General features: G+C 59.1%; 21 protein-coding genes. 18 read left to right on the top strand and 3 right to left on the bottom strand.

What is annotated here, in order from left to right:
* Positions 1 to 32: 32 nt before the first annotated feature.
* Together Q0U90_RS07465 and Q0U90_RS07460 are read left to right on the top strand one after the other, a co-directional pair.
* Positions 33 to 1,391: a nickel-dependent hydrogenase large subunit gene (locus tag Q0U90_RS07465; protein ID WP_297453107.1), complete on the top strand. Its 1,359-nt coding sequence runs from the start codon at positions 33 to 35 to the stop codon at positions 1,389 to 1,391.
* Positions 1,392 to 1,398: 7 nt separating this feature from the next.
* Positions 1,399 to 1,659, top strand: a complete 261-nt coding sequence (locus Q0U90_RS07460) for a HypC/HybG/HupF family hydrogenase formation chaperone (RefSeq protein WP_297453105.1) — start codon at positions 1,399 to 1,401, stop codon at positions 1,657 to 1,659.
* Here Q0U90_RS07460 and Q0U90_RS07455 read toward each other — a convergent pair.
* Positions 1,656 to 3,152, bottom strand: a complete 1,497-nt coding sequence (locus tag Q0U90_RS07455; RefSeq protein WP_297453103.1) for an LCP family protein — start codon at positions 3,150 to 3,152, stop codon at positions 1,656 to 1,658. The genes Q0U90_RS07460 and Q0U90_RS07455 overlap by 4 nt on opposite strands.
* A gap of 273 nt (positions 3,153 to 3,425) precedes the next feature.
* Between Q0U90_RS07455 and rfbD the strand changes: the two genes are divergently transcribed.
* The 4 genes from rfbD (at position 3,426) to Q0U90_RS07435 (ending at position 7,239) form a co-directional block, all read left to right on the top strand.
* The gene (rfbD, locus tag Q0U90_RS07450; protein ID WP_297453101.1) at positions 3,426 to 4,400 is read left to right on the top strand and encodes a dTDP-4-dehydrorhamnose reductase; all 975 of its coding nucleotides are present in this window, start codon (positions 3,426 to 3,428) and stop codon (positions 4,398 to 4,400) included.
* 11 nt (positions 4,401 to 4,411) lie between these two features.
* Positions 4,412 to 5,335, top strand: coding sequence for a glycosyltransferase family 2 protein (locus Q0U90_RS07445; RefSeq protein ID WP_297453098.1), 924 nt, complete (start codon positions 4,412 to 4,414; stop codon positions 5,333 to 5,335).
* A 41-nt stretch (positions 5,336 to 5,376) separates the two neighbouring features.
* Positions 5,377 to 6,534 (top strand): NDP-sugar synthase, encoded by a 1,158-nt coding sequence (locus Q0U90_RS07440; RefSeq protein WP_297453096.1) that lies wholly within the window; start codon positions 5,377 to 5,379, stop codon positions 6,532 to 6,534.
* Positions 6,535 to 6,870: 336 nt separating this feature from the next.
* Positions 6,871 to 7,239: a WhiB family transcriptional regulator gene (locus Q0U90_RS07435; RefSeq protein WP_297453095.1), complete on the top strand. Its 369-nt coding sequence runs from the start codon at positions 6,871 to 6,873 to the stop codon at positions 7,237 to 7,239.
* 121 nt (positions 7,240 to 7,360) lie between these two features.
* Here the strand turns inward: Q0U90_RS07435 and Q0U90_RS07430 are convergent, their stop codons facing one another.
* Positions 7,361 to 7,843: a metallopeptidase family protein gene (locus tag Q0U90_RS07430; RefSeq protein ID WP_297453093.1), complete on the bottom strand. Its 483-nt coding sequence runs from the start codon at positions 7,841 to 7,843 to the stop codon at positions 7,361 to 7,363.
* Between the two features lie 167 nt (positions 7,844 to 8,010).
* Here Q0U90_RS07430 and Q0U90_RS07425 point away from each other — a divergent pair, with 167 nt between their 5' ends.
* From Q0U90_RS07425 to manA, 4 genes are all read left to right on the top strand, one after another.
* The gene (locus tag Q0U90_RS07425; protein WP_297453091.1) at positions 8,011 to 8,418 is read left to right on the top strand and encodes a DUF3499 domain-containing protein; all 408 of its coding nucleotides are present in this window, start codon (positions 8,011 to 8,013) and stop codon (positions 8,416 to 8,418) included.
* Between the two features lie 127 nt (positions 8,419 to 8,545).
* Positions 8,546 to 9,925 (top strand): phosphomannomutase/phosphoglucomutase, encoded by a 1,380-nt coding sequence (locus Q0U90_RS07420; protein ID WP_297453089.1) that lies wholly within the window; start codon positions 8,546 to 8,548, stop codon positions 9,923 to 9,925.
* A 62-nt stretch (positions 9,926 to 9,987) separates the two neighbouring features.
* Positions 9,988 to 11,004, top strand: a complete 1,017-nt coding sequence (locus Q0U90_RS07415) for a hypothetical protein (RefSeq protein WP_297453087.1) — start codon at positions 9,988 to 9,990, stop codon at positions 11,002 to 11,004.
* A gap of 87 nt (positions 11,005 to 11,091) precedes the next feature.
* On the top strand, positions 11,092 to 12,294 hold the full coding sequence (gene manA, locus Q0U90_RS07410) for a mannose-6-phosphate isomerase, class I (RefSeq protein WP_297453085.1): 1,203 nt from the start codon (positions 11,092 to 11,094) through the stop codon (positions 12,292 to 12,294).
* On the opposite strand, the gene Q0U90_RS07405 is transcribed toward manA, so the two are convergent.
* Positions 12,291 to 13,010, bottom strand: a complete 720-nt coding sequence (locus Q0U90_RS07405; RefSeq protein WP_297453083.1) for a hypothetical protein — start codon at positions 13,008 to 13,010, stop codon at positions 12,291 to 12,293. The two genes, manA and Q0U90_RS07405, sit on opposite strands and share 4 nt — an antisense overlap.
* Positions 13,011 to 13,331: 321 nt before the next feature.
* Between Q0U90_RS07405 and Q0U90_RS07400 the strand changes: the two genes are divergently transcribed.
* The 8 genes from Q0U90_RS07400 to raiA all read left to right on the top strand — a co-directional run bounded on the left by Q0U90_RS07400 (position 13,332) and on the right by raiA (position 21,891).
* Positions 13,332 to 13,706, top strand: coding sequence for a DUF4259 domain-containing protein (locus tag Q0U90_RS07400; protein WP_297453082.1), 375 nt, complete (start codon positions 13,332 to 13,334; stop codon positions 13,704 to 13,706).
* Between the two features lie 68 nt (positions 13,707 to 13,774).
* The gene (gene ahcY, locus Q0U90_RS07395; RefSeq protein ID WP_297453080.1) at positions 13,775 to 15,229 is read left to right on the top strand and encodes an adenosylhomocysteinase; all 1,455 of its coding nucleotides are present in this window, start codon (positions 13,775 to 13,777) and stop codon (positions 15,227 to 15,229) included.
* A 104-nt stretch (positions 15,230 to 15,333) separates the two neighbouring features.
* Positions 15,334 to 15,963, top strand: coding sequence for a dTMP kinase (locus Q0U90_RS07390; RefSeq protein ID WP_297453078.1), 630 nt, complete (start codon positions 15,334 to 15,336; stop codon positions 15,961 to 15,963).
* A gap of 66 nt (positions 15,964 to 16,029) precedes the next feature.
* Entirely contained in the window at positions 16,030 to 16,704 is a 675-nt protein-coding gene (gene mtrA, locus Q0U90_RS07385; RefSeq protein WP_297453076.1) for an MtrAB system response regulator MtrA, read from the top strand.
* Positions 16,705 to 16,782: 78 nt separating this feature from the next.
* Complete coding sequence (gene mtrB, locus Q0U90_RS07380) at positions 16,783 to 18,477, top strand: MtrAB system histidine kinase MtrB (RefSeq protein WP_297453132.1); 1,695 nt, start codon at positions 16,783 to 16,785, stop codon at positions 18,475 to 18,477.
* A 48-nt stretch (positions 18,478 to 18,525) separates the two neighbouring features.
* Complete coding sequence (locus Q0U90_RS07375) at positions 18,526 to 20,319, top strand: LpqB family beta-propeller domain-containing protein (protein WP_297453074.1); 1,794 nt, start codon at positions 18,526 to 18,528, stop codon at positions 20,317 to 20,319.
* 436 nt (positions 20,320 to 20,755) lie between these two features.
* Positions 20,756 to 21,073 (top strand): hypothetical protein, encoded by a 318-nt coding sequence (locus tag Q0U90_RS07370; protein ID WP_297453072.1) that lies wholly within the window; start codon positions 20,756 to 20,758, stop codon positions 21,071 to 21,073.
* 161 nt (positions 21,074 to 21,234) lie between these two features.
* Positions 21,235 to 21,891 carry a ribosome-associated translation inhibitor RaiA gene (gene raiA, locus Q0U90_RS07365; RefSeq protein ID WP_297453070.1) on the top strand — a complete coding sequence of 219 codons (657 nt, stop codon included), beginning with the start codon at positions 21,235 to 21,237 and terminating at the stop codon, positions 21,889 to 21,891.
* The last annotated feature ends 105 nt before the right edge of the window (positions 21,892 to 21,996 follow it).

Here is a 21,996-nt window from a genome sequence, read left to right as displayed (position 1 = left end):
GCACTCAGCGCGAAGGAGGCGTAAGGCGGACCATGTCATCCGAATCCGTCCCGGTTACTCAGCACATCCAGCTCGATGAGCTCGTCGACCCATTCGAGGCTCGGCTGGATGTCTACCGCGATGACAATGGCGCTATCACGCAGGTGTCCTTCGATTTGTCCGGGCTGCCGCGTATCGACGGGATGCTCGTGGGCAAACGGGCGTTGGATGTCCCCGATATCACCAAGCGGTTGTGTGGTCTGTGCCCGGTTGTGCATCATCTTGCGGGGGTACGGGCGGTAGAGAATCTTTATGGAATCTCTAACATTCCCCGTACCGCACAGCTGATCCGAGAACTGCTCGCCGCGGGATCAACTCTGGATAATCTGGCGACCAAGTTTGTGGCCGTCGACCGTGAGGGAGCGCGTGAGCTGAAGCGTGCGGGTAAGGCACTTATGCGTGCGTCCGGGGCGCCGTCGCATTTCCCGGATGTTGCTGTGCCTGGAGGCGTGCGCTCGGCGGCAGATAGGACGCTGGTCGCGGAGGCAGAAAGTGCGCTAGAGGCGCTGGCAGAGACCGCGGTAATCAACGGTGCCGAGCTTTCGGCGTCGCACGGAGCATCTGATTCCTGGTTGGATACTTTCGATGGACTGGATGTGACGGTCGTTGATGCCAATGGTGAACTTGCGCCGCTGGGAAGTTACCTGGCGGTCGCACGGCACAACACCGATGCGCCGGCGAGAACCTTTCCCGCCGCCGACTGGCCGACGCGCGTCCGCGAAACTCGGCCCGGGGATGCCGCTCCACGGCCGGTGTTTGATATCGCTGAGAAGCCCGGCGAGGATGGCCGGATTGACCAACAGGCGGACTTCTACCGAGTGGGCCCGGTATCCAGGCAGGTTGTCGTCGATAAGCGCGGCATGAGTCCACGCGACGCACAACGCCAGCTTCTCGTTGACACGGTTGAGTGGGCGAGACGGGTGCTTGCCGACGAGGCGCTGCTCGGTGACCACGTGTGCGACCCCAATGCCGCGGCGGCGATTGAGAATGCCGACTTTGAAGGGCAACGCAGCGGAGTCGGGATTATTGATGGACCGCGCGGACTGCTGGTGCATCGCTATACCGCAGCGGCAGATGGCATCATCACAGATTGTCAGATCATGACACCGACTGCACAGAATGAGCTCTGGCTAACACGAATGCTCACCGAGCAATTATGCGGCGGTGACGGCGAGGCTGCAGGGGTCGAGGAGTCCATTTGGGCAGCCGATCCGTGTCTGCCGTGTAGCTCGGCCCCGGCGGGAGTCATGACTTTCACGATGCAAGAACAGCCCGGTGCGGCTGCGGACAAAAAGGTAACCACTAGCCGAGGTTCAGCGGAGACCCCAACGGTGGCAGAGAGGACGAAGTGACCCCACGATGTGTCTTGGAATTCCTGCTCGAGTAGTAGAAATCGCCGATGGTCCACTGCCGATGGCGACGGTGGACATGGCGGGGCAGAAGCGATCGTGCTCAGCAATGTATGTGCCCGAAGTGGCCGTGGATGATTGGGTGTTCGTCCAGAATGGTTTCATTATGAATGTTCTGGACGAACAGGAGGCCAAGGAATCCCTGGCCGCCATCGAGGAACACAACCTCATTGAGCATGTCGCTGAGGTGTCCCCGAAGGGGCATCGCTAGTTCACGCAGGTTACGCCAGCGGCATCGATGACGGGGTGCTCCTCTTCCGGAATAGCTTCGCCTTCCTCGCCGATCACATCCCCGTTAGCGCCATCTGCAAATTCATCTTCGGGGTCTCCGCTGGCGCCCGGATCAGTTGCAGTACCGTCCGGGGACAGGCCAGGACCTTCGTAGTCGCCAGCAATCGTTACCGAAATGTGGTGCGGGTCGAGGTACGGATCATGAACAATCGGCACGCCACCAAGGGCTTCCGAGATGGCTCGTGCGGCCGGGTCCTCGGGGTCAGCGGCATTGATCTGGCTGGTGGCGACACCAGCGAACTCCGCGTTACCAACCTCTCCCTGCGTGTAGCCTTTCTCTGTCAGGACACTCGCGACGCTGTTGGCCAAGCCTTCAATTCCAGTGGCGTTGTAGACGCTGACTGTGGTTTCAGCTGCGTCTTTATCAATCTTTTCCCCGGCGTCGTTCTTCTTTGGAGCCTCTTCTTCCGGGGGACCCAGCAGGGTGTCGAAGTACTTGTGAACCTGACCCTTGTCGATAGTGACCACCGACTCCCCGTAGTCGCCGACACCGTCAATCGAGGTCACTGGGATAGTTTCAAACTTCACATTGCCGCCGGTGAGTCCCTGCATCTGGGTGGCAAAGCCAGTGACATCCCAGTTGTCGTCGAGCACCACGGAGCGCTGGACGGCATTGCCCAGCTCCGAAAGCTTCGCAGGGTTTGACAGCGTGCCCGCGCGGAGAAGCTTGTTGGCGAACGAGGCCATGAAGACCTGCTGGCGAGTAATGCGGTCGAGGTCGCCACGGGGCAGGCCGTGGCGTTGGCGGACGAATGACAGCGCATCGGCGCCCATCAACGTCTGCGAGCCAGCCGGGAAATCGGCGCCGGAGAATTCGTCATAGACGGGTGCATTGAGACAGACATCAACACCGCCGATGGCATCGGTGAGCAGCACGAAACCGAGTAGCCCAACTTCTGCGTAGTGGTCGACAGTAATGCCGCTGAGGTCGCTGATAGTTTCAATCAGGGCCCTGCGTCCGGCCTCAGTGGAGCGACGCTCAATCTCCTCCGGTGATTCACCGCTGCGGGTGAGCTCATCCGCCACCATCTGCTTCGTGTTGCCGTAGACACCATTGATTTTGGTGTTGCCCAGACGGTTGGTGTGCACGTATGTATCGCGCGGAATAGAAATAGCTGTCGCTGACGAACCATCCGACGGCACGCGAATCACAATAATCGTGTCCGTGTTCGTCGCCTGCTCGTCGCCGGCGCGGAGCAGCTCGATTTCTTCTGGAGTTAGTGGATTGCCCTGGGCATCTGTGCGAGAGTCAGAGCCGACGAGCAAAATATCAGTCGCTCCGTCCTTTTCCTCGCCCAGGCCAAAGTCACCGCCGGAGCCCAAATTGTCAGTCGTGCGACCGACTGTCCACCAACCAACAGCCGAAATAACCAAAACAATGGCCGAGAGCAGCGCAAGGGTATTGCGCAGCATCGGGGGCCAAGCCTGGGTGGTACTTTCTGCAGAGGAGGGTGGCGCTTGAATATCACGTGCGTGACGCGCGCGGGGCGTGTGGCTGCTCAAACCGGGGGCTCCTCTTAACAGTCTGTAGAAATAAATTCGTGCTGCATGTCTACCGTGGCATCCCACACGTCGTGACGGGGTAGTCAGCAGCTGCGGAAACTACATAAACTTTAACCGTCCAACGGCGTGCGAAGGCACCTCAACACGGTGTCAATCGTATCTACGATAGTGATAAAGAAGGATATGCCTGAAATCTCAGCTTCACATTTGGCCACTGGCGGTCAATCTTGCAGCACCTCACCCCGCCCCATCGTCGCCATTGTCGGCGCGGCGGGGCAGCTGGGAACCGCACTTCAGCGTGCCTCCTTCGCCGCTGAGGTCGAGGTGCGTGCGCTCAGTCGGGGGCAGCTAGACATCGCCGATGCGGATGCAGTGGCATCAACGCCTTTGCTTGACGACGTCGACATCATCATCAATGCGGCAGCGGTGACCGATGTCGATGGGGCGGAATCAGCCCCTGAATCGGCGCACTTGGTCAATGCACTTGGGCCGAAGTACTTAGCGGCCCGTGCGCGCGAAGAAGATGCCTATCTTATTCACATCTCTACCGACTATGTCTTCGGTGATGTGGCGGTCACCGAGATGGCGCAGCAGCCTCGGGCTCTTCGCGTTGATGATTTCACTGCGCCTAAGACCATGTACGGCCGCACTAAGTTGGTCGGAGAGAACAATGTGCGCGATTCGGGTGCGCGGTTCGCCATTCTGCGCACGGCATGGGTCTGGTCAGGGCCTACACAGCCGGAGGCCAAGGACTTCGTATCTACCATGATGCGGCTGGCGGAGACAGCAACCGACGACGATGGGGATCCGGCAGTGGTTAAAGTTGTCGATGATCAGCATGGTAACCCCACCTTCGTCGGCGATCTCGCCACAGCGATCTGGGAGTTGGCGAAACGCGTGTTGTCCAATCCGAACAGCGCACCGGCCGGAACCTTTCATGTCACTGGCAGTGGGGAAGCGACGTGGTTCGAGGTCGCGCGCGAAGTGTTCCGGCTCACCGGTCATGACCCGCAGCGAGTAGTGGCCTGCACCAGTAGTGAGTTTCCACGCCCAGCTCCACGTCCCGCCTGGTCCGTGTTGGATGGCTCCGCGTGGAGTGAGGCAGGTCTAAAGCTACTTCCGGAGTGGCAGGACACTTTAGGTTCAGTCCTGTCCTAGGGTCTAGGTTTGTGAATGTAACCTCGAATTCTCCGCAACCCTCGAAGCTTCCACTCGGCGTGGTCACCGTGACTTTTTCGCCGGGTGAGCACCTGAGCAAGCTGGTGGATTCGCTAGGCCCCGCAGCCAGCGCCTCCACGCGTCTGATTATGGCCGACAATGGCTCGACGGACGGCTCTGTGGAAAAGGAAGAAGCGAGGGCGAAGGAAACCGGAGCGGATGTTCAGCTCCTGCGCACCGGTGGCAACATTGGCTATGGCGCTGCTGCCAATCGCGGCATCGCAGAGCTGGGTCGAGCCCGACGTGCCGGTGAAATTAATCCGGACTACGTCATGCTGGTCAACCCCGACGTGGTCTTCACCCCTGGCGCAATCGATGCACTGTTGGAGTGCGCGCAGCGCAATCCCAAGGCCGGGGCGATTGGCCCGTTTTTTCGCGAAGTGGATGGCAGCGTATATCCGTCGGCACGCGCGGTCCCCGAGCTAGTCAGTGGCATTGGACATGCACTGCTCGCTGACATCTGGCCGAATAATCCGTTCTCGCGTCGCTACCGAGATGATGCGGATATGAATCGTGAACGTCCGGCGGGGTGGCTGTCGGGTGCGTGCTTGCTGCTGAGGTGGGAGGCTTTCGATCAGATTGATGGCTTCGACACCCGCTACTTCATGTATATGGAGGACGTTGACTTAGGCGACCGCCTAGGTAAAGCCGGGTGGAACAACATCTTCTGCCCGAGTGCGGAGATTCGCCATGCCCAAGGGCATTCCGCCAGCAAGCACCCGGAAATCACAGTAAAGGCCCACCATGAGTCGGCATATCGTTTCATGTCAGACCGTCTGCCGGGGCCAGCACTGGCACCCGTGCGGCTGGCGCTGCGGTTGGGGCTGTTCCTGCGTGGCAAAGCCATAATTGCTGTCAAGAAGCGTAGGAATTAATTAACTGTTGGAATAATCCTTCGAAGAAAGTTACCGATTTCATGACTACCGAAGTTCGTCCGAGCGCTGGGTTTGGCTCCGCTTTCCAGTCGGGAACGGATTCTGCCCACGAGGCAGGAGCCAACTTGGCTGAACAGACTGACGCTGTCATTCTGGTCGGCGGCCAGGGCACGCGTCTGCGTCCCCTCACCGTGAATACCCCCAAGCCGATGCTGCCCACCGCAGGACATCCATTCCTGGAGCACCTGCTCGGCCGCATTCGTGCTGCCGGTATGAAGCATGTGGTGCTGGGCACGTCCTACCGAGCTGAAGTCTTTGAAGAGCACTTTGGCGATGGCTCCGATCTTGGTCTGGAAATTGAGTACGTCTTTGAGTCGGAGCCGCTCGGTACTGGTGGTGGTATCCGCAACGTTTTCGACAAGTTGCGCTACGACACCGCAATGATTTTCAACGGCGATGTTCTCGGTGGCACTGATTTGCGCGCAGTGTTGGGCACGCATGCGGAAAAGGACGCCGACGTGACGATGCATCTCGTCCGGGTGCCGGATCCACGTGCATTTGGGTGTGTGCCGACCGATAAGGACGGTCGTGTCCTGGAATTCCTGGAGAAGACTCAGGATCCGCCGACAGATCAGATTAACGCTGGCATCTACGTGTTCCGCCGCGAAATCATCGAGTCGATTCCGGCTGGTCGCCCAATCAGCGTTGAGCGGGAGATCTTCCCGGCGCTGCTGGATCGAGGTATGAACGTCTACGGTCACGTCGATTACGCCTACTGGCGCGACATGGGTACCCCGGGGGACTTTGTCCGCGGTTCTTCCGATTTGGTCCGCGGTATTGCGCCGTCGCCGCTGTTGGAAGGCAAGCACGGCGAGGCGCTTGTCGACGAATCCGCGTCGATTGGCGGCGGTGCTCTTCTCTACGGTGGTTCGGTTGTGGGCCGTGGCGCGGAGATTGGTGCGGGAGCGCGTATTGATCAGTCGGTGATCTTCGACGGTGCGCGCATCGGCGCCGGCGCTGTGATTGAGCGCTCTGTGATTGCCGACGGTGCCGATATCGGCCCGCGGACCGTCATTAGTGATGCCATTATCGGCGAAGGTGCGGTCGTTGGTGCCCGCTGTGAATTGGTCAACGGTATTCGCGTCTGGCCGGGTGTCCAGATTCCTGATCGGGGAGTGCGTTTTTCGACGGATGTCTAGTCTGCAGCCCTCGGCGTGTCAGACTTTTGTCGCCAATATTTGATGAAAGCTACCGAAATGACATCAAAGTTGCTGGTGAGGGGTATGTGGCGGATGTGATTAAGTTTGGGCGACAGGTTTAGGGGTGAGAGTTCATCCTTCAACCTGAACTTAATCCCCAACGCGGGGGGAGGGGCTTCTGCGGCAATGAAAAGTATTGGGCCAAATTCTCTGTTCGGCTTGACCGATGGCGGGTTACACGTGTGTAATCACAAATGTGTGTTTCGCACACTAAGCCCAATTTAAAGACCCACAGTTTTTAAAAACCGCAGCAACAACCGTCAGGAGGCCCTCGGCATGGAAAAGTCCAGCATGTTTGATGGCGGCACTGCTGTGGATAGTGAGACGAATGCGGGTGACATCGCCGTGAACGATAGCTCCTCTGAAAACCAGCCTCGGCCGTTGGCAGAGTGGGCGGATGACCTTTCGGGGTTGTTTGAAGCAGTCGATCAGGACTGGCAGGAGCAGGCTCTGTGCGCTCAGACTGATCCTGAAGCTTTCTTCCCTGAGAAGGGCGGATCCACTCGTGAAGCAAAGCGAATTTGCCGTGCGTGTGGTGTGCGGGATGAGTGCCTTGAGTTTGCTCTCGAGCACGATGAGCGCTTCGGCATTTGGGGTGGTCTTTCCGAGCGTGAGCGTCGCCGTCTAAAGCAGCAGATTGGCTAGAAAGGCCGGCCGGCTTTTCCTTCCTCTCCCGATGTTGCAGTCTCCCCTTGGGTAAAGCCCTGGGGGATTTTTCGTGGAATGAGTTTGTGGCTTTGCAGCATGCTCGCTGTGGAGCCCCTCTTTATAAGAAGTTCTCGTCGAAACTCGGATCGACCTGTACCGGGTCGATGCTCAGGTAGACAGCGACCAGACGGGTCAGAACATAGCGAAGCATCTGATCGAGCTCCAGGCGGCCGGCAACGCGGCGTTCAATAGGGCGACGGAACACCACGACGCAGGGCCGGGTGGGGTTGCCTGCGCGGTCAATGCCTGCGGGGATGAGTCGGCCCAATGGCACAGGGCCATCGGCGACAATCTCCTCCGGGAAATACGTGTCTGGCCGTAGCTGCATGCGCGGAATCGTGTCAATGGCGATGTCCAGGTGTGACAGCTGCCGTGACCAACGCTGGTCCAGCGGGGCATAGGCATCGATAACTGCCTGGTCAAATGCTTCTGAACGGCTCTTCCAGCGAGGCACCTCCGGTGGCAGCAGAGGTCCCCGAGGTCCACGACCGCGTCGCAGTGAGCGTCGCAAAGAGCGTGGAGTGTAAGCCGATGAATTCATATTTGTTGAGCTTAATCGGTTGGCCCGACAACGTGGGTGAGGTGAGTCTCGGCCATGTCGCAGGCCTTCCCGGAGGCGGCGGGCGCGGGGGTCGTCGACAAGCGAAAACGCCCGGGGTGGGGAGAAAAACTATCGAAAGTTAAAGTTAGGGTCTAGACTTTGATGCCGTGAGTGTTTTTAGACGTTGTTGCCGGCCCGGATGTGGCAAACCTGCTGTAGCTACGTTGACGTATGCCTACGCGGAGTCGACAGCTGTGGTGGGGCCGCTCGCCGCCGCGTCCGAACCGCATAGCTGGGATCTCTGTGAAAAGCATGCGCGTTCCATCACCGCACCGCTGGGGTGGGAGCTCGTGCGTTACGACGTACCCACGCCGGCCCAGGACGATGACGATTTAACCGCACTGGCTGAAGCCGTTCGGGAAGCTGGCCGTAATGCGACCGGTCTGGTGCTGCGAGACGAGGCCGATACCCGTCCGCAGACATACACGATTGACTCCAGTCGCCATCCGTCGACGCGGAAATCTGCCCGCGGTCACCTGCATGTAGTTCGAGATCCGGAGGACTCGGACGCTTAGCCAGTTGAGCCTTGCGTCCCTGTTGCACCCTTCCCCAATGCCGTCGTGCCACGGCATTTCTTTGTGAGAGCCTCTCTGCGGCTAGTATCATTTCTCCAAAACTGATACTTACCCAGAGAGGTTTTTCGTGGGCACTTACAATCGTTCCGATTTGGATTCTGTCATCAAGGCCTATGACGTGCGCGGTGTTGTCGGTGAGGGCATCGACGCGGACCTCGTCGGAGCCATCGGCGCAGCCTTCGGTAACATCATGCGTGCAGAGGGCGCAACGCGCGCCGTCGTTGGCCACGATATGCGTGAGTCCTCGCCGGAGCTGGCGGCTCGTTTCGCCGATGGTGCGGCGGCACAGGGACTAAGCGTCACCCTTCTCGGCCTGACCTCTACGGATGAGCTGTACTTCGCCTCCGGAGTCAAGGAATGCCCGGGCGCGATGTTCACCGCCAGCCACAATCCAGCCAAGTACAACGGCATCAAGATGTGCCGTGCGCTGGCTCGCCCAATCGGCCAGGAGACGGGTCTTGCTCAGATCAAGGATCTGCTTGTCGACGGAATCCCGGAGTACACCGGCACCCCGGGCGAGATTGACCACGAAGATGTCCTGGAGGATTATGCGAAGTTCCTCCACCGGCTGGTAGACATCCGCTCCGGCCGTCGTCTGAAGGTTGCGGTCGACGCTGGTAACGGCATGGGCGGCCTGACCGTGCCGGCTGTTCTCGGCGACGATATGGATGTCGCAGACCTCTACTTTGAGCTCGACGGCAACTTCCCGAACCATGAAGCCAACCCGCTGGAGCCCGCCAACCTTGTCGATCTGCAGAAGTTCACGGTGGAACAGGGCGCCGACATCGGTATCGCCTTCGACGGCGACGCGGACCGCTGCTTTGTTGTCGACGAGAAGGGTAGCCCGGTCAGCCCGTCGGCTATCTGTGCGCTGGTGGCTACCCGCTACCTGAAGCAGAACCCGGGCGCGACTATTATCCACAACCTGATTACCTCCCATGTCGTGCCGGAGATGATTGTGGAAAACGGCGGCACCCCGGTGCGCACTCGTGTGGGTCACTCCTTCATCAAGGCGCAGATGGCCGAGCACGGTGCTGTCTTCGGCGGTGAGCACTCGGCACACTACTACTTCAAGGAGTTCTTCAATGCCGACTCCGGCATGCTGGCCGCCATGCACGTCCTGGCCGCACTGGCAGAGCAGGATAAGCCGCTGAGCGAGTTCATGGCTGAGTACAACCGTTATGAGGCGTCCGGCGAGATTAACTCCCGCCTGGGCAGCGCGGAGGAGCAGCAGGCCAAGCAGAAGGAAATCGAGGCTGCCTTTGCCGACCGCACGGAGTCCTCGGACTGGATGGACGGTCTGACTATTGAACTTGCCGACTCGAAGGCCTGGTTCAACGTCCGCGCCTCCAACACCGAGCCGCTGCTGCGTCTGAACGTAGAGGCTCCAACCCGCGCTGAAGTGGACGCGCTAGTCGAGGAAGTTCTCGGCATCATTCGCGGTTAACAAAAGTCCGCGTCGGCGTTATTGCACCTCGTCTGATTTCGTTTTCAGGCATGCTGGGGAGTATGACCTCGTCATTCGACTCCTCTCACTACCCGCGCCAGGAGGCGCTGTTCTACCGCATGGCCACGGAGGGCGCTGCCCTTCGCGCGGCTGCCTCCGCAACTCGTGCGGGGGCATTCGGGCAACTCCCGCTGCCGCGCAGCGCGGTCATTCTGGTGGGAAATCGCAGGGCACAGCTGGCAGCAGAGGCTGTCCGTGCGCTTGCCGACGACATCCGCTGCCCGGTCGTAATTGCGCAACAGCTGCCCAATTACGTTGGAGCCCTGGATTTGGTCGTTGTCTTAGATGACAACCCTGGCAGCCCGCTCGGCTCAGCTTTGGCTGAAGCTGATAGGCGAGGGGCCGCTACCGTCTTGGTGGATCCCGGTGAAGGGCCTCTACATGCTGCCTGTGGACACGACACGGTCGTGGTTTCGCGCCCAGCAATGGCAGAGTCCGCGTCATTTACGGGTTATATCGGTGTAATTGCCAGCGTGCTCACGGAATGTGGTGCAACCGCGTTGGCGCCGGCTGGGGTGGTCGAAGAAGTCGCTGATGCCGTGGACACCGATATTGCGGCCTGCGGCCCGCAACGGGACGAAACAGTCAACCCCGCCCGACAGACTGCGCTGTGGTGTGAGGGGCGCCGTACTCTCGTGGTTTCGACGGCCTCGGCGCTGGCGCCGGTTGCAGAACTGGCATCGCTACAGCTGCTGGAGGCAGGAGTGGTCTCGGCCGCGTCGTCGGTAAGCGAATTATCGCTCAGCGTTGGCGCGTTACTCGCAGCGGAACCGCAGACGAGTCGAGATATTTTCTACGATCCGTTTATCGATGGTGAGGATGAGGGGCCGACAATGCTACCGTTAGGGGCGATTGTTTTAGCTACGCCGGACAATGTGAACCGCTATCGGGATCACTACGGCGAGGCTAGATGGGCCCGCGTGGAGTGCCCTGCGCTCGATGCAGAGACTCATCATCCACTGGTTGAGGTATGCGTTACTGCAGCCAGAGTTGGCGCGATTGCGGCATTTTCCGCATAGGTGCCGTATGTGTCGCCGAAGCCTTTCGAGCTTTCGGCGCGATTGGCGTGCTTGCGCCAGAGTGATTAGTAGAGGAGTGATACGGGCATGGATCTGATGGACCCCGTGCTGCAGTCGTACCCCTGGGGTTCTCGTACCCATTTGGCGAGAATCACCGGTGCGGACGCTCCGACATCGAAGCCCTGGGCGGAGCTGTGGTTTGGTGCCCATGCGTTGGCATCTGCCACAGTGGCCGGTGAGCCGCTGGATGTACTTATTGCGCAGGATCCGGAAGCTGCTCTCGGCCATGCTATTGATACGGACAATGGCAAACTGCCTTTTCTGCTGAAGCTGCTCGCTGCCGATGAACCGCTGTCGCTGCAGGCGCACCCTACCTTGGCGGAAGCCCAGGAGGGGTTCGCGCGCGAGAATGCAGAAGGGATTCCGGCTACCGCACACTTCCGCAACTACCGGGATAGTAACCACAAGCCGGAACTCATTGTCGCTCTCACGACATTTGATGCTTTGGCTGGATTCCGTCCGGTAGAGCGCACGAGGGAGCTGCTCGCAGCACTGGCTGTGCCGGAGCTGGATCACTACATGGGCCTGCTGGATGCCGCGGATGATGAGAGCGCTCTGCGCGGTCTGTTTACGACGTGGCTGACGTTGCCCCAGGATGTCCTCGATGAGTTAGTTGCCGCCGTAGCTGCCAAATGTGCGGACTACAGCGGCGATGATGAGGAGTTCTCCTGGGTGGCCGAGACGACTTGTGAGTTGGCTCGAAAGTACCCAGGAGATCCAGGCGTGTTGGGCTCGATGCTGCTCAACCGTCTGCGTCTGCAGCCGGGCGAGGCCATCTACCTTGGCGCCGGACAACTGCACGCCTACCTCAATGGCATGGGTGTGGAAATTATGGCCAACTCTGACAACGTGCTGCGCGGAGGGTTGACCTCTAAGCACGTCGATGTTGTGGAGCTGCTGCGCGTGCTGTCGTTCCGTCCGCTGCCAGAGCCAGTCCTGCAGTCGCATCTGGCTGATGACGGTTGGAATGACTATGACGCGCCCGTGCGCGAGTTCCGTCTTCGCTCGCGCAAGTTGAAGCCTGGTGAAAACGTCCGGCTCAACGAAGAATCCGCTATGATTGTGCTCTCGACTGAAGGGTCGGTGACGCTGCGTCACGACGACTCCGCCATTGACCTTGCCAGCGGGCACGCGGCCTGGATTCCGGCTGTCGATGCCGTGGATATTGAGATGACCTCGGGGGAGGACGGGGCGAGCGTGTTTGTCGCAACCGTCCCGCGAGTGAGCTAGTCCTCGCTGCCGTTATCAATTGTGCCCAGGAGCCCGGAGGCGCCCGAAGCGGCACCCGAATTCTCTATGTGCGGGGAGGTATTCTGGCTGGCGCTTGGGGAGCTGGTGCCACGGGATGGCCTCTGCTCGCTGGAGGGCGCCTTCTGAGAGGGCTCAGATGGACTAAGAGGTGCCGTACCCGGTTGGGGTTGCACTTCCGCTGACGGCGGTTTCGGCGCAGCTGTCGCGTTACCGCCTTCCTGTGGAAGGCCACTCTTCGAATCCTCGGAGTCATCCTCTGGCAGCAGGGGAATCGGCTTGCTGGGCTTAGGGGAGGATACCCGATCAGAAGCCGTATCTACGGCCTCCGTGGTTGGCGAAGGCGTAGTTGTCTTCGACGGTGCCGTCGAGGACGAGCTCGGAGATGACGGTGGGATGTACGCCTGTGGTGGCAGGTATGGGTCCTCAGCGGCCCTAGGGTTCGACGGAATACTCGAATGAGGTGGCGTACTTCCCGTCGGCTCAGTCAGAGAGGGATCCGTATCGGGGTCTGTGCTCTGCTGTAACTCGGCATCACTAGGAACGGGTGGCAGTGGCGCAGAACTTTCCATCTTCGACTGCGTGCCGGCGTTTTCCGGCATTGAGTCCTCGGCAGCGCTGCTATCGGAGCAACCAACTAGCACGGCGCTCAAAGGAAGAACAGTGAGCAACAAAGCGCCACAGGCCTTCTTCACCATGCCTGGTACCCCTCTCGTACTCTGTGTCAGAATGCCACGTAACGACAAAGATAACGGTTACATCACGAGGCTTGGCAACTAACTTAACATGCTCGTTATCTTCTATCTAGGGTAAAAACCGGGTTGACGGGCGTGAATATATTCTGTGCACTGTAAAAGCGACAGGATTTCGGGTAGAACTTCGGTGAGACCACAAGCGGTTTTCCGGCTATAAGTGCCTTAGGGCGACAGCTATCGAAATGGCGGTCACGGGCCGAGAATTCGTCGGAAAGCGATACGTGGCAATTGGTTCAAAGCGCGAAAGGAGCGTGGCCACCCGACATGTCCGTCTGGGATACAGAGATTTTCGGCAACGATTCGGTCATTGAACTCTTTGATGAGGTTCAGGACCTGGATTCGCTAGATCGAGTTGGTGCACTTATTGATGCCGGCCGCATTGGGTTGGACTCCGAGAACAGTGATGAGACGGCATGTGCGCTAGCGGCGGCGGTCATCATCGCAATTTGGAATGGCGCCCCCTTCAGCGGCGGTGACATTGTGGAGGACTACGGCTTTATCCGCGAGGGAATCTCGGAGACGCACGGTCGCGAGGAAGATGCATTGGCAATCGCATCCGAGGTATTCGATAGTCTTTTGGGAGGTCTCAGTGAGTCCGACCAAGCGGCGCTGGAAGACTTTGTCGAAGCGGTAGAGTAATTTTCGTGGCCCCGGTAGTGATTCTTTAAGAAGAATCTCACCTCAAAGAGTTTTAAAGAAAGCGTTTCATGTCTTCGAAGAACATTGATTTCAAGGTTGCAGATCTCTCTCTGGCAGAGGCTGGCCGTCACCAGATCCGTTTGGCTGAGCACGAGATGCCGGGCTTGATGGCGCTGCGCGAAGAGTACGCAGAGCAGCAGCCACTGGCCGGTGCCCGGATTGCCGGCTCCATTCACATGACGGTTCAAACCGCAGTGCTCATTGAGACCCTGACGTCTCTGGGCGCACAGGTCCGCTGGGCTTCCTGCAACATCTTCTCCACTCAGGACGAGGCTGCTGCGGCTATCGTCGTAGGCCCGAACGGCACTCCGGAAGATCCGCAGGGTGTCCCAGTTTTCGCCTGGAAGGGCGAGACTCTTGAGGAATACTGGTGGTGCCTCGATCGCATCTTCGACTGGGGCGAGGAAGATGCCAACATGATTCTGGACGACGGCGGTGACGCCACCATGGCCGTCATCAAGGGTATGGAGTTCGAAGACGCTGGCCTCGTTCCGCCTGCCGACGAGTCGGACTCGGACGAATTCATTGCTTTCAAGGACATGCTCCGTGCCAGCCTGGAAAAGGATTCCGGGCGTTGGCACCGAATTGCAAAGTCGGTCAAGGGCGTGACGGAGGAGACCACGACTGGTGTCCACCGCCTCTACCACTTCGCGGAGCAGGGCGTACTGCCGTTCCCGGCCATGAACGTCAACGACGCGGTCACCAAGTCCAAGTTCGATAACAAGTACGGCACCCGCCATAGCCTGCTCGACGGCATCAACCGCGGTACGGATATGCTGGTCGGCGGCAAGAACGTGCTGGTCTGCGGTTACGGTGACGTGGGCAAGGGCTGCGCAGAGGCTTTGGCTGGCCAGGGCGCTCGCGTTCAGGTCACCGAGGCCGACCCAATTAACGCACTGCAGGCCCTGATGGACGGTTTCGATGTAGTCACTACTGAGAGCGTCATCGCTGATGTCGACATCGTCATCACTGCTACCGGCAACAAGGACGTCATCACTTTCGAGCACATGCAGCAGATGAAGAATCACGCACTGCTGGGCAACATCGGCCACTTCGACAACGAGATTGACATGCACAGCTTGCACCACCGCGATGATGTCCGTCGTGTGGAGATCAAGCCGCAGGTCGCCGAGTACATTTTCCCGCATGCCGACGGCGAGGAGCGCTCCCTCATCGTGCTGTCTGAGGGCCGCCTGCTCAATCTGGGCAACGCCACCGGACACCCGTCGTTCGTAATGTCGACCTCCTTTGCCGACCAGACAATTGCTCAGATTGAGCTCTACTGCAACGGTGACAAGTACGACAACTCCGTCCACCGCCTGCCGAAGATTCTGGACGAGAAGGTTGCTCGCATTCACGTCGAGGCACTCGGCGGCGAACTCACGCGACTGTCCAAGGAGCAGGCTGAGTACATCGGCGTTGACGTCGAGGGGCCGTACAAGCCAGAGCACTACCGCTACTAGTTTTTAGCCACGGCTATGTCGTGGCTTACTACTGTGCTGCTGGGCGGAAACTCGCTCAGCAGCATTTTCCATATCTGCCCGGATTCGTGCGCGAGGAGAAAAATGTGATTATCGCAGTTGAAGGAATTGACGGTGCTGGCAAGAACACGCTCGTAACAGCTGTTACGAAGCAGCTCCACGACCAGGGGTACTCGGTCGGTTCCATGACTTTTCCGGCGTATCGGCAGACCATTTTCGCCGACTTCGCCGACCAGGCCCTGCACGGTCAGCTTGGCGATACCGCGGACTCCGCCTGGGCAATGGCACTCCTGTTTGCTTTGGACCGCAGAGACCGTCGTCAAGCGATTGTCGACGCCGCGTGCGAATACGACGTGCTAATCATTGACCGCTACGTTGCGTCCAATGCGGCCTACTCCCTGGCGCGCACACAGGACCCGATGATCGTGGAGTGGATAGAGAAGACCGAATTCGGAGATTTTCAACTTCCGCTTCCCGACGTTCAGGTCTGCCTGGCCACATCGGTGGGGGTGGCGGCCGACCGCGCGCGTAAGCGGGAGGCGGCGGATGTGCGGCGGACTCGAGATGCCTACGAAAGGGATTCGAGTCTGCAGGAGCGAACGCTAGCGGCATACCAGGAATTTGCGTCCACCTCGTGGCAGTCGCCGTGGTTGATGCTTACCGGCGACGATGGGGCGGCGCGCCTCGTTGAGTGGATCAGCGCACGTCTGGGCTAGCTATCCTGATTGCTATCCCACTGGAAAAATACAGAACCAGGTAGTTTTACGTTTAGAATGAGACACATGAGCGCAAAAATCCTGGTTGTTGATGATGATCCGGCCATCGCCGAGATGCTCACGATGGTGATGGAGCGTGAGGGCTTCGACACCGTAGTAGTGGACGATGGACTCGAAGCCGTCAAGGCCGCAGAGCGGGAGAATCCAGATTTGATTCTGCTGGATCTCATGCTGCCGGGCATGGGTGGTGTTGATGTCTGTCGCACCGTGCGAGAGACCTCGGCTGTGCCAATCATCATGCTGACTGCCAAGACCGACACTGTCGATGTTGTCCTCGGTCTGGAATCCGGCGCGGATGACTATGTCACGAAGCCCTTTAAGCCTAAGGAGCTGGTGGCACGTGTGCGCGCTCGGCTGCGTCGTCAGGATGACAGCCCGAGCGAGACCTTGGAAGTCGGTGACTTGACCATTGACGTGCCGGGCCATGCCGTGTTCCGCGATGGTAAGGAAATTTCTCTGACCCCGTTGGAGTTCGATTTACTGCACGCTCTTGCCTCTCGCCCAAAGCAGGTCTTTTCCCGCGATGAGTTGCTGGAAAAGGTGTGGGGTTATCAGCACACCTCCGATACTCGTCTGGTCAATGTTCATGTTCAGCGTCTGCGCTCGAAGATCGAACTGGATCCGGAAAACCCTCAGATTGTGCTGACCGTTCGTGGCGTCGGTTATAAGACGGGCGACTAATTAAGAGCAGTTAGCTTTAGTGGGAGCCAATTCTTGCGTCGATTAATAGCGAAGGTTCGAAACTTCACCAATAGGGCAGTGACCTGGGCGATTACGCTCTGGCGCACGTCTATTCAAGCTCGCATTCTCACGTCTGTGGTGGTGCTGAGCGCAATGGTGATTGCGGTACTGGGTTTCGCGCTGGCGACTATTGTCACCCAGCGGCTTATCGACGCAAAGGTCACCGCCGCAGACGAGGAGATTGACCGTGCTCGAGTAGTGGTGGAGCAGGCAATTGAGAATTCTTCGGCCAATGAGTTGCAGGCGTTGCTCAATGTGGGCAGAGACGCCCTTGTTGACCGAGCGGCAGGTTCCGGAGCTGCACCCCTGTCAAGTTATGAACCATTGCTGGTGGCACCGGTGCCACGTGGCACGGTGCTGGCATCATCACCGATCAATGCTGATGTTCCACAGCGATTGCATAAAGTCGTAAAGCAGGGCCAGATTGCGTATCAGGTGCGCCAATTCTCTGATGATAACGGCAGTACGTACTCGGCGCTGATTATTGGTACTCCAACCTCAACGTCGGTCGATGGGCTCGAACTCTATTTGGTCACCTCCATGGCCGCGGAGGAATCCACCATTAAGTTGGTCCGCGGTCTGCTCGCCGGTGCGACCGTGGTTATCCTCGCGCTCCTCGGCGGTATTACGTGGTTCTTCTCTAACCAGGTGACGACACCAGTGCGTTCTGCCGCTCAGATTGCTCAGCGCTTTGCCGACGGTCACTTGCGCGAACGCATGGTCGTCCAAGGCGAGGATGACATGGCTCGACTGGCCATGAGTTTTAACAAGATGGCTGAGTCTTTGTCGACGCAGATTAGGCAGCTGGAAGAATACGGAAGTCTGCAACGGCAGTTCACCTCCGATGTGTCGCATGAGCTGAGAACACCTCTGACTACGGTGCGCATGGCCGCGGATCTCATCGCGGACGGTGCTGAGGACCTCGACCCGGCAACCCGCCGTGCCGCTGAGCTCATGAACGAAGAACTCGGGCGTTTTGAGATGCTTCTCAATGACCTGCTAGAGATTTCCCGCCACGATGCCGGTGTTGCCGACTTGTCTGCGGAGAAGGTGGACGTACGCCGTTGCGTCAATGCCGCCTATCAGCAGGTGGTAGTCGTGGCAAAGGATTCCGGTACGCCGATTCGCTTCCATCTGCCCGACGAACCTGTAATGGCCACAGTCGATTCGCGCCGTATTGAACGCGTGCTGCGCAATTTGATGGCCAATGCTGTCGACCACAGTGAGGGCAATCCCGTGGATGTCACAGTTCGCGCTAGCGACTCCGCCGTTTCCTTCACCGTCATTGATCACGGCGTGGGTCTGAAACCAGAGCAACAGGATTTGGTGTTCAACCGTTTCTGGCGGGCTGATCCCTCGCGTGTCCGCCGCACCGGTGGTACCGGACTGGGCTTGGCTATCGCGCGCGAGGACGCGCAATTGCACGGCGGCGAGCTGGAGGCCTTTGGCGTGCCGACGGTCGGTAGCTGTTTCCGCCTGACCGTACCGCTGGAGCCGAATGAGAATTTCGGTGAGCACCCACTTGGTCTGGAAGTGCCGTCACTTCCGGATCAAATTCCACACCAGCAGGAGCTAGGTTCCCTGGAATTGGAACAAGGGGCGAGCGCAGTGCAGGGTAATCGACCAGACCAGCGCGCGCGGAGCGATCACGGCACTAGCGAAGATGACCAGCAGTTAGGGCCAGAGCAATCAGGCGGAGAGGAGGAGAAGTAGATGATGCCGCATCAGCGAATACAGTCACGTCGGGCCGTACGTAAGGCAGTGGCTTTGTGCTCAGTGGTCATGCTGGGCACTTCTGCAGGGTGTACGACTATTCCGCGTGACACGAACCCACAGGTGCTACGCCCGTTCGAGCCTCCTCAGGTTCGTATTGAGATTCCTCAGCCACGTCCGAATGTCAATGCGGACATCATCCTGCGTGATTTCTTCGCCGCAGCTGCGCACCCGATTGATGATTTCCAAGCGATGCGCGCTTTCATGACACCGGAGTTGGCGGCTAGCTGGAAACCTCATGAGGCAGCGCGCGTTCTCGACGGGGTCAACCTCATCGCGCAGCGGGAAGAAGGAGAATCGAATCAGACCTTCATCGCCCGCGGCAATGTAGTTGGCCAAATCGGAACTGACGGAGCTTACGAGTCACAGTCCGAGGGCTATGAGGAAACCGTCGAGATGAAGCTAGGGGCTGACCGGCAGTGGCGCATCTCCGCACTGCCCGATGGCGTGGTCATGGAGCGCCAGGCGTTCCTGGAAAACCATGTTCCACGTAACATTTACTTCTTGGATCCGGCAGGAAATCATCTGGTGACGGATCGCCGTTGGCTCTACCGCGGTGTCAATGATGGTGCGACTAATTTGCTGACCAAGCTGAAGAATGGTCCGTCGGCTCCGTTGCGTCCGGGGGTTACTACCGTGCTCGACCCCAATGCGTCTATCTCAGTGGAAGCGGGCCCGGTAGCCGACTCCGACGGCCGTAGGGTCGAGATTACGGGGCTGGGAGATGTCTCCCAGGAGCTGCGCGTCATGTTAGCCGCCCAAATCGTCTGGACACTCGACTCCGCGGATTTCCGCGGCCCATGGATTCTCATGGCCGATGACAAACCACTGGTTGCCAGCCATGATGAGCCGTGGACCAAGGACACCGATTCCATTCAGCTATACGATCCACATCACCTCCCTGCTGATAATGCGCCCTTGCGTACGGTTGACCGCAGTGGCGTGTACGAGATTGCCGACGGTCACGCCACCCCCGTGGGTCGCGGTTGGACTGCCAGCGGAAGTACTGCGGTGATTTCCGCGGCCGTGGGTGTCAACCCGAACGGCAGCGAGCTGCTCGCAGCTGTGTTCCGTTCTAACCGGGAGGGGCGTGCAGGTTCGCCGGACAATGGCGAATCCACGTTGATGCTCGCTGGAATTCACGACCAGCCAGTGAAGGTTCTGACTGGCAATAGTCTGAGTCGCCCGACGTGGTCACCGGATGCGGAGGCAGTGTGGACCGTAAAAGACGGCACAACCGTTGTGCGTTTGGTCCGGCCGTCGGCATCCTCCCAGATTCAGCAGGAGGAAGTTGATACCTCAGAGCTCGCGGGTCTTATCACCGACAGCGGAACCACCGATCGCCCCAACGCCCGAATCTCTGAGTTCCGTATCGATCCTTCGGGTACTCAGGCTGCCATGATCATCGCCGATGAGGTCTACATCGCCACTATCGAACGTCATGAAGACCGTCCCTGGAGATTGACGCGACCGCGCTTGCTGCCAATGCCAGAGGCCATTTCGCCAGTATCACTGACATGGTCGTCGAATCAGACGGTCACTGTGGGTGGCTACAGCGGCGAGACACCGATGTGGAGTGCCTTCCCGGACGGTGCTACCAGCTCTGTACTGCCGAAACTCAACCTGACTCCACCGATTGCCGTGGTCACCGCGACCTCCTCTAAGCGCTACGCGCTCGATGCCACGGGCGTCATGGAGCTTATCTCCAGTGAGGGACAGCAGCAGTTCTGGCGTCAGGTTCCAGGCGCGCGCGGTCGAATGGCCCCAGTTTCTGTGGAATAGGCTCAGGTCTGGGGAGGGGGAAACGTTGGTATGGGGGAAAGCATCGCAAGGTGTGCTTCGGGGGCTTTACGACGTCGCCCGCGACGCAATCGGCCTGGTCATACCTGAGACTTGTCCGGTATGTGGCCGGTCGGGTCCTCTGTGTCATGGGTGCAAGGAGGATTTACAGCAGCCGCCGGTGCGGTTTTCGCCGCGGGCAGCTCTACGAGCGGCAGCGTGGGCCTGTGGCCCGTACTCCGGCGCGAGAAGACATCTCATTTTGTCGGCTAAAGAACGCGGGAGCGGTGAAGCCAGACGAATTATGGGGGCGGTGATTGCCGCAGCTGTGAGAAAGTTGGCTTCAGACGGCCACATAATTCCCCCGGAAATTACCCCCATACTTTTGATTCCCGCGCCCACGAGACTGTCCTCTAGCCGTCGACGGGGTGGGGACCCGGTGGCGATTGCCAGCGGTTTTGCCAGCAGCCAGCTCGTTAACTGTTCGGTATTGCCCCTGGTGTGCATTGACGAGCGCGCGCAGGATTCGGCTGAGCTTGGGGCCGTACAACGTCGCCGGAATTTGTCTGGACACATCGTGCCGCTAGCTCGCTTTGCGGAAGGAATTAGTGACACCCTGCGTAAACAGTGTGCTCGGGCGACAGTAATTCTGGTTGATGATGTGGCCACCACCGGTGCCACCGCAGCGGAAACTGAGTTGGTGGTGGCGTCGTTGGGCATACGCATCGACATGGTGTTGGTGCTCGCGCGGGCGTAGGCGCGCAGGTGCCGTCGGCAAGCAAAAAATTAACGTGGGGTACGTGGCATTGGTTACCCCCGGAACTGTATCCTGGGGGTGCAGAAAGACCCGTCACCGTAGACGCCGTGAGTAATCCCGCTCGCGGAAGGGCGGTGGCCATACCGGGAGGTAGGTAGCAAGTGTCCACACCTGCTGACAACAACGAGGTACTCAGCCCGAACGCTCAGGTGACCATCACCGGGCGCAACGTGGAGGTTCCAGAGCACTTCGCAGATCGCGTTAAGGCGAAGCTGGCGAAGATTGAGCGCCTTGACCCGACTTTGACCTTCTTCCACGTGGAGCTTCAGCACGAGCCGAATCCGCGTCGTGCAGATCGCTCTGACCGTATTCAGATCACCGCTACCGGCAAGGGCCACCTGGCTCGTGCGGAAGCGAAGGAAGACAGCTTCTACGCAGCGCTGGAGTCCGCTCTGGGCAAGATGGAGCGTTCCCTGCGCAAGGTGAAGGCTCGTCGCAAGATTAGCCGTTCCGGTCATCGTGCGCCGATGTCCGTCGGTGAGGCAACCGCTTCGCTGGTGGCAGAGGCGCAGGCATCGGCTCCAGAAAAGGCTGATCCGTACGAGGATTTGGTTGAGGACGTACGTCCGGGCCAGGTCGTACGTACCAAGCAGCACTCCGCAACTCCGATGACGGTGGAAGACGCTCTGTCTGAGATGGAGCTCGTCGGTCATGACTTCTACCTCTTCGTCAATGAAGAAACTTCTCGTCCGTCCGTGGTTTACCGCCGTCACGCATACGACTACGGCTTGATTGAGCTGGCAGACGAGGACAAGTAAGTCTCTATCGGAAAAAGAGCTCTCAATACCGTGTAGATTTCTGCGTTGGTAGTTAATTGCTCTTACGGCCCCGTCTTCTCTTAGAAGGGAAGGCGGGTTCGTCGT

Origin of the sequence: uncultured Corynebacterium sp., from assembly GCF_946998835.1 — a bacterium.
GTDB lineage: Bacteria > Actinomycetota > Actinomycetes > Mycobacteriales > Mycobacteriaceae > Corynebacterium.
Note: the sequence above shows the minus strand (reverse complement) of the source record. Positions and strands in the feature narration are given on the sequence as shown.

Excerpts from the sequence above, each read along its gene's own strand:
- Q0U90_RS07465 (WP_297453107.1), top strand. The coding sequence starts at position 33 with ATGTCATCCGAATCCGTCCCGGTTACTCAGCACATCCAGCTCGATGAG.
- Q0U90_RS07460 (WP_297453105.1), top strand. The coding sequence starts at position 1,399 with ATGTGTCTTGGAATTCCTGCTCGAGTAGTAGAAATCGCCGATGGTCCA.
- Q0U90_RS07455 (WP_297453103.1), bottom strand. The coding sequence starts at position 3,152 with ATGCTGCGCAATACCCTTGCGCTGCTCTCGGCCATTGTTTTGGTTATT.
- rfbD (WP_297453101.1), top strand. The coding sequence starts at position 3,426 with ATGCCTGAAATCTCAGCTTCACATTTGGCCACTGGCGGTCAATCTTGC.
- Q0U90_RS07440 (WP_297453096.1), top strand. The coding sequence starts at position 5,377 with ATGACTACCGAAGTTCGTCCGAGCGCTGGGTTTGGCTCCGCTTTCCAG.
- Q0U90_RS07435 (WP_297453095.1), top strand. The coding sequence starts at position 6,871 with ATGGAAAAGTCCAGCATGTTTGATGGCGGCACTGCTGTGGATAGTGAG.
- Q0U90_RS07430 (WP_297453093.1), bottom strand. The coding sequence starts at position 7,843 with ATGAATTCATCGGCTTACACTCCACGCTCTTTGCGACGCTCACTGCGA.
- Q0U90_RS07415 (WP_297453087.1), top strand. The coding sequence starts at position 9,988 with ATGACCTCGTCATTCGACTCCTCTCACTACCCGCGCCAGGAGGCGCTG.
- manA (WP_297453085.1), top strand. The coding sequence starts at position 11,092 with ATGGATCTGATGGACCCCGTGCTGCAGTCGTACCCCTGGGGTTCTCGT.
- Q0U90_RS07405 (WP_297453083.1), bottom strand. The coding sequence starts at position 13,010 with ATGGTGAAGAAGGCCTGTGGCGCTTTGTTGCTCACTGTTCTTCCTTTG.
- Q0U90_RS07400 (WP_297453082.1), top strand. The coding sequence starts at position 13,332 with ATGTCCGTCTGGGATACAGAGATTTTCGGCAACGATTCGGTCATTGAA.
- ahcY (WP_297453080.1), top strand. The coding sequence starts at position 13,775 with ATGTCTTCGAAGAACATTGATTTCAAGGTTGCAGATCTCTCTCTGGCA.
- mtrA (WP_297453076.1), top strand. The coding sequence starts at position 16,030 with ATGAGCGCAAAAATCCTGGTTGTTGATGATGATCCGGCCATCGCCGAG.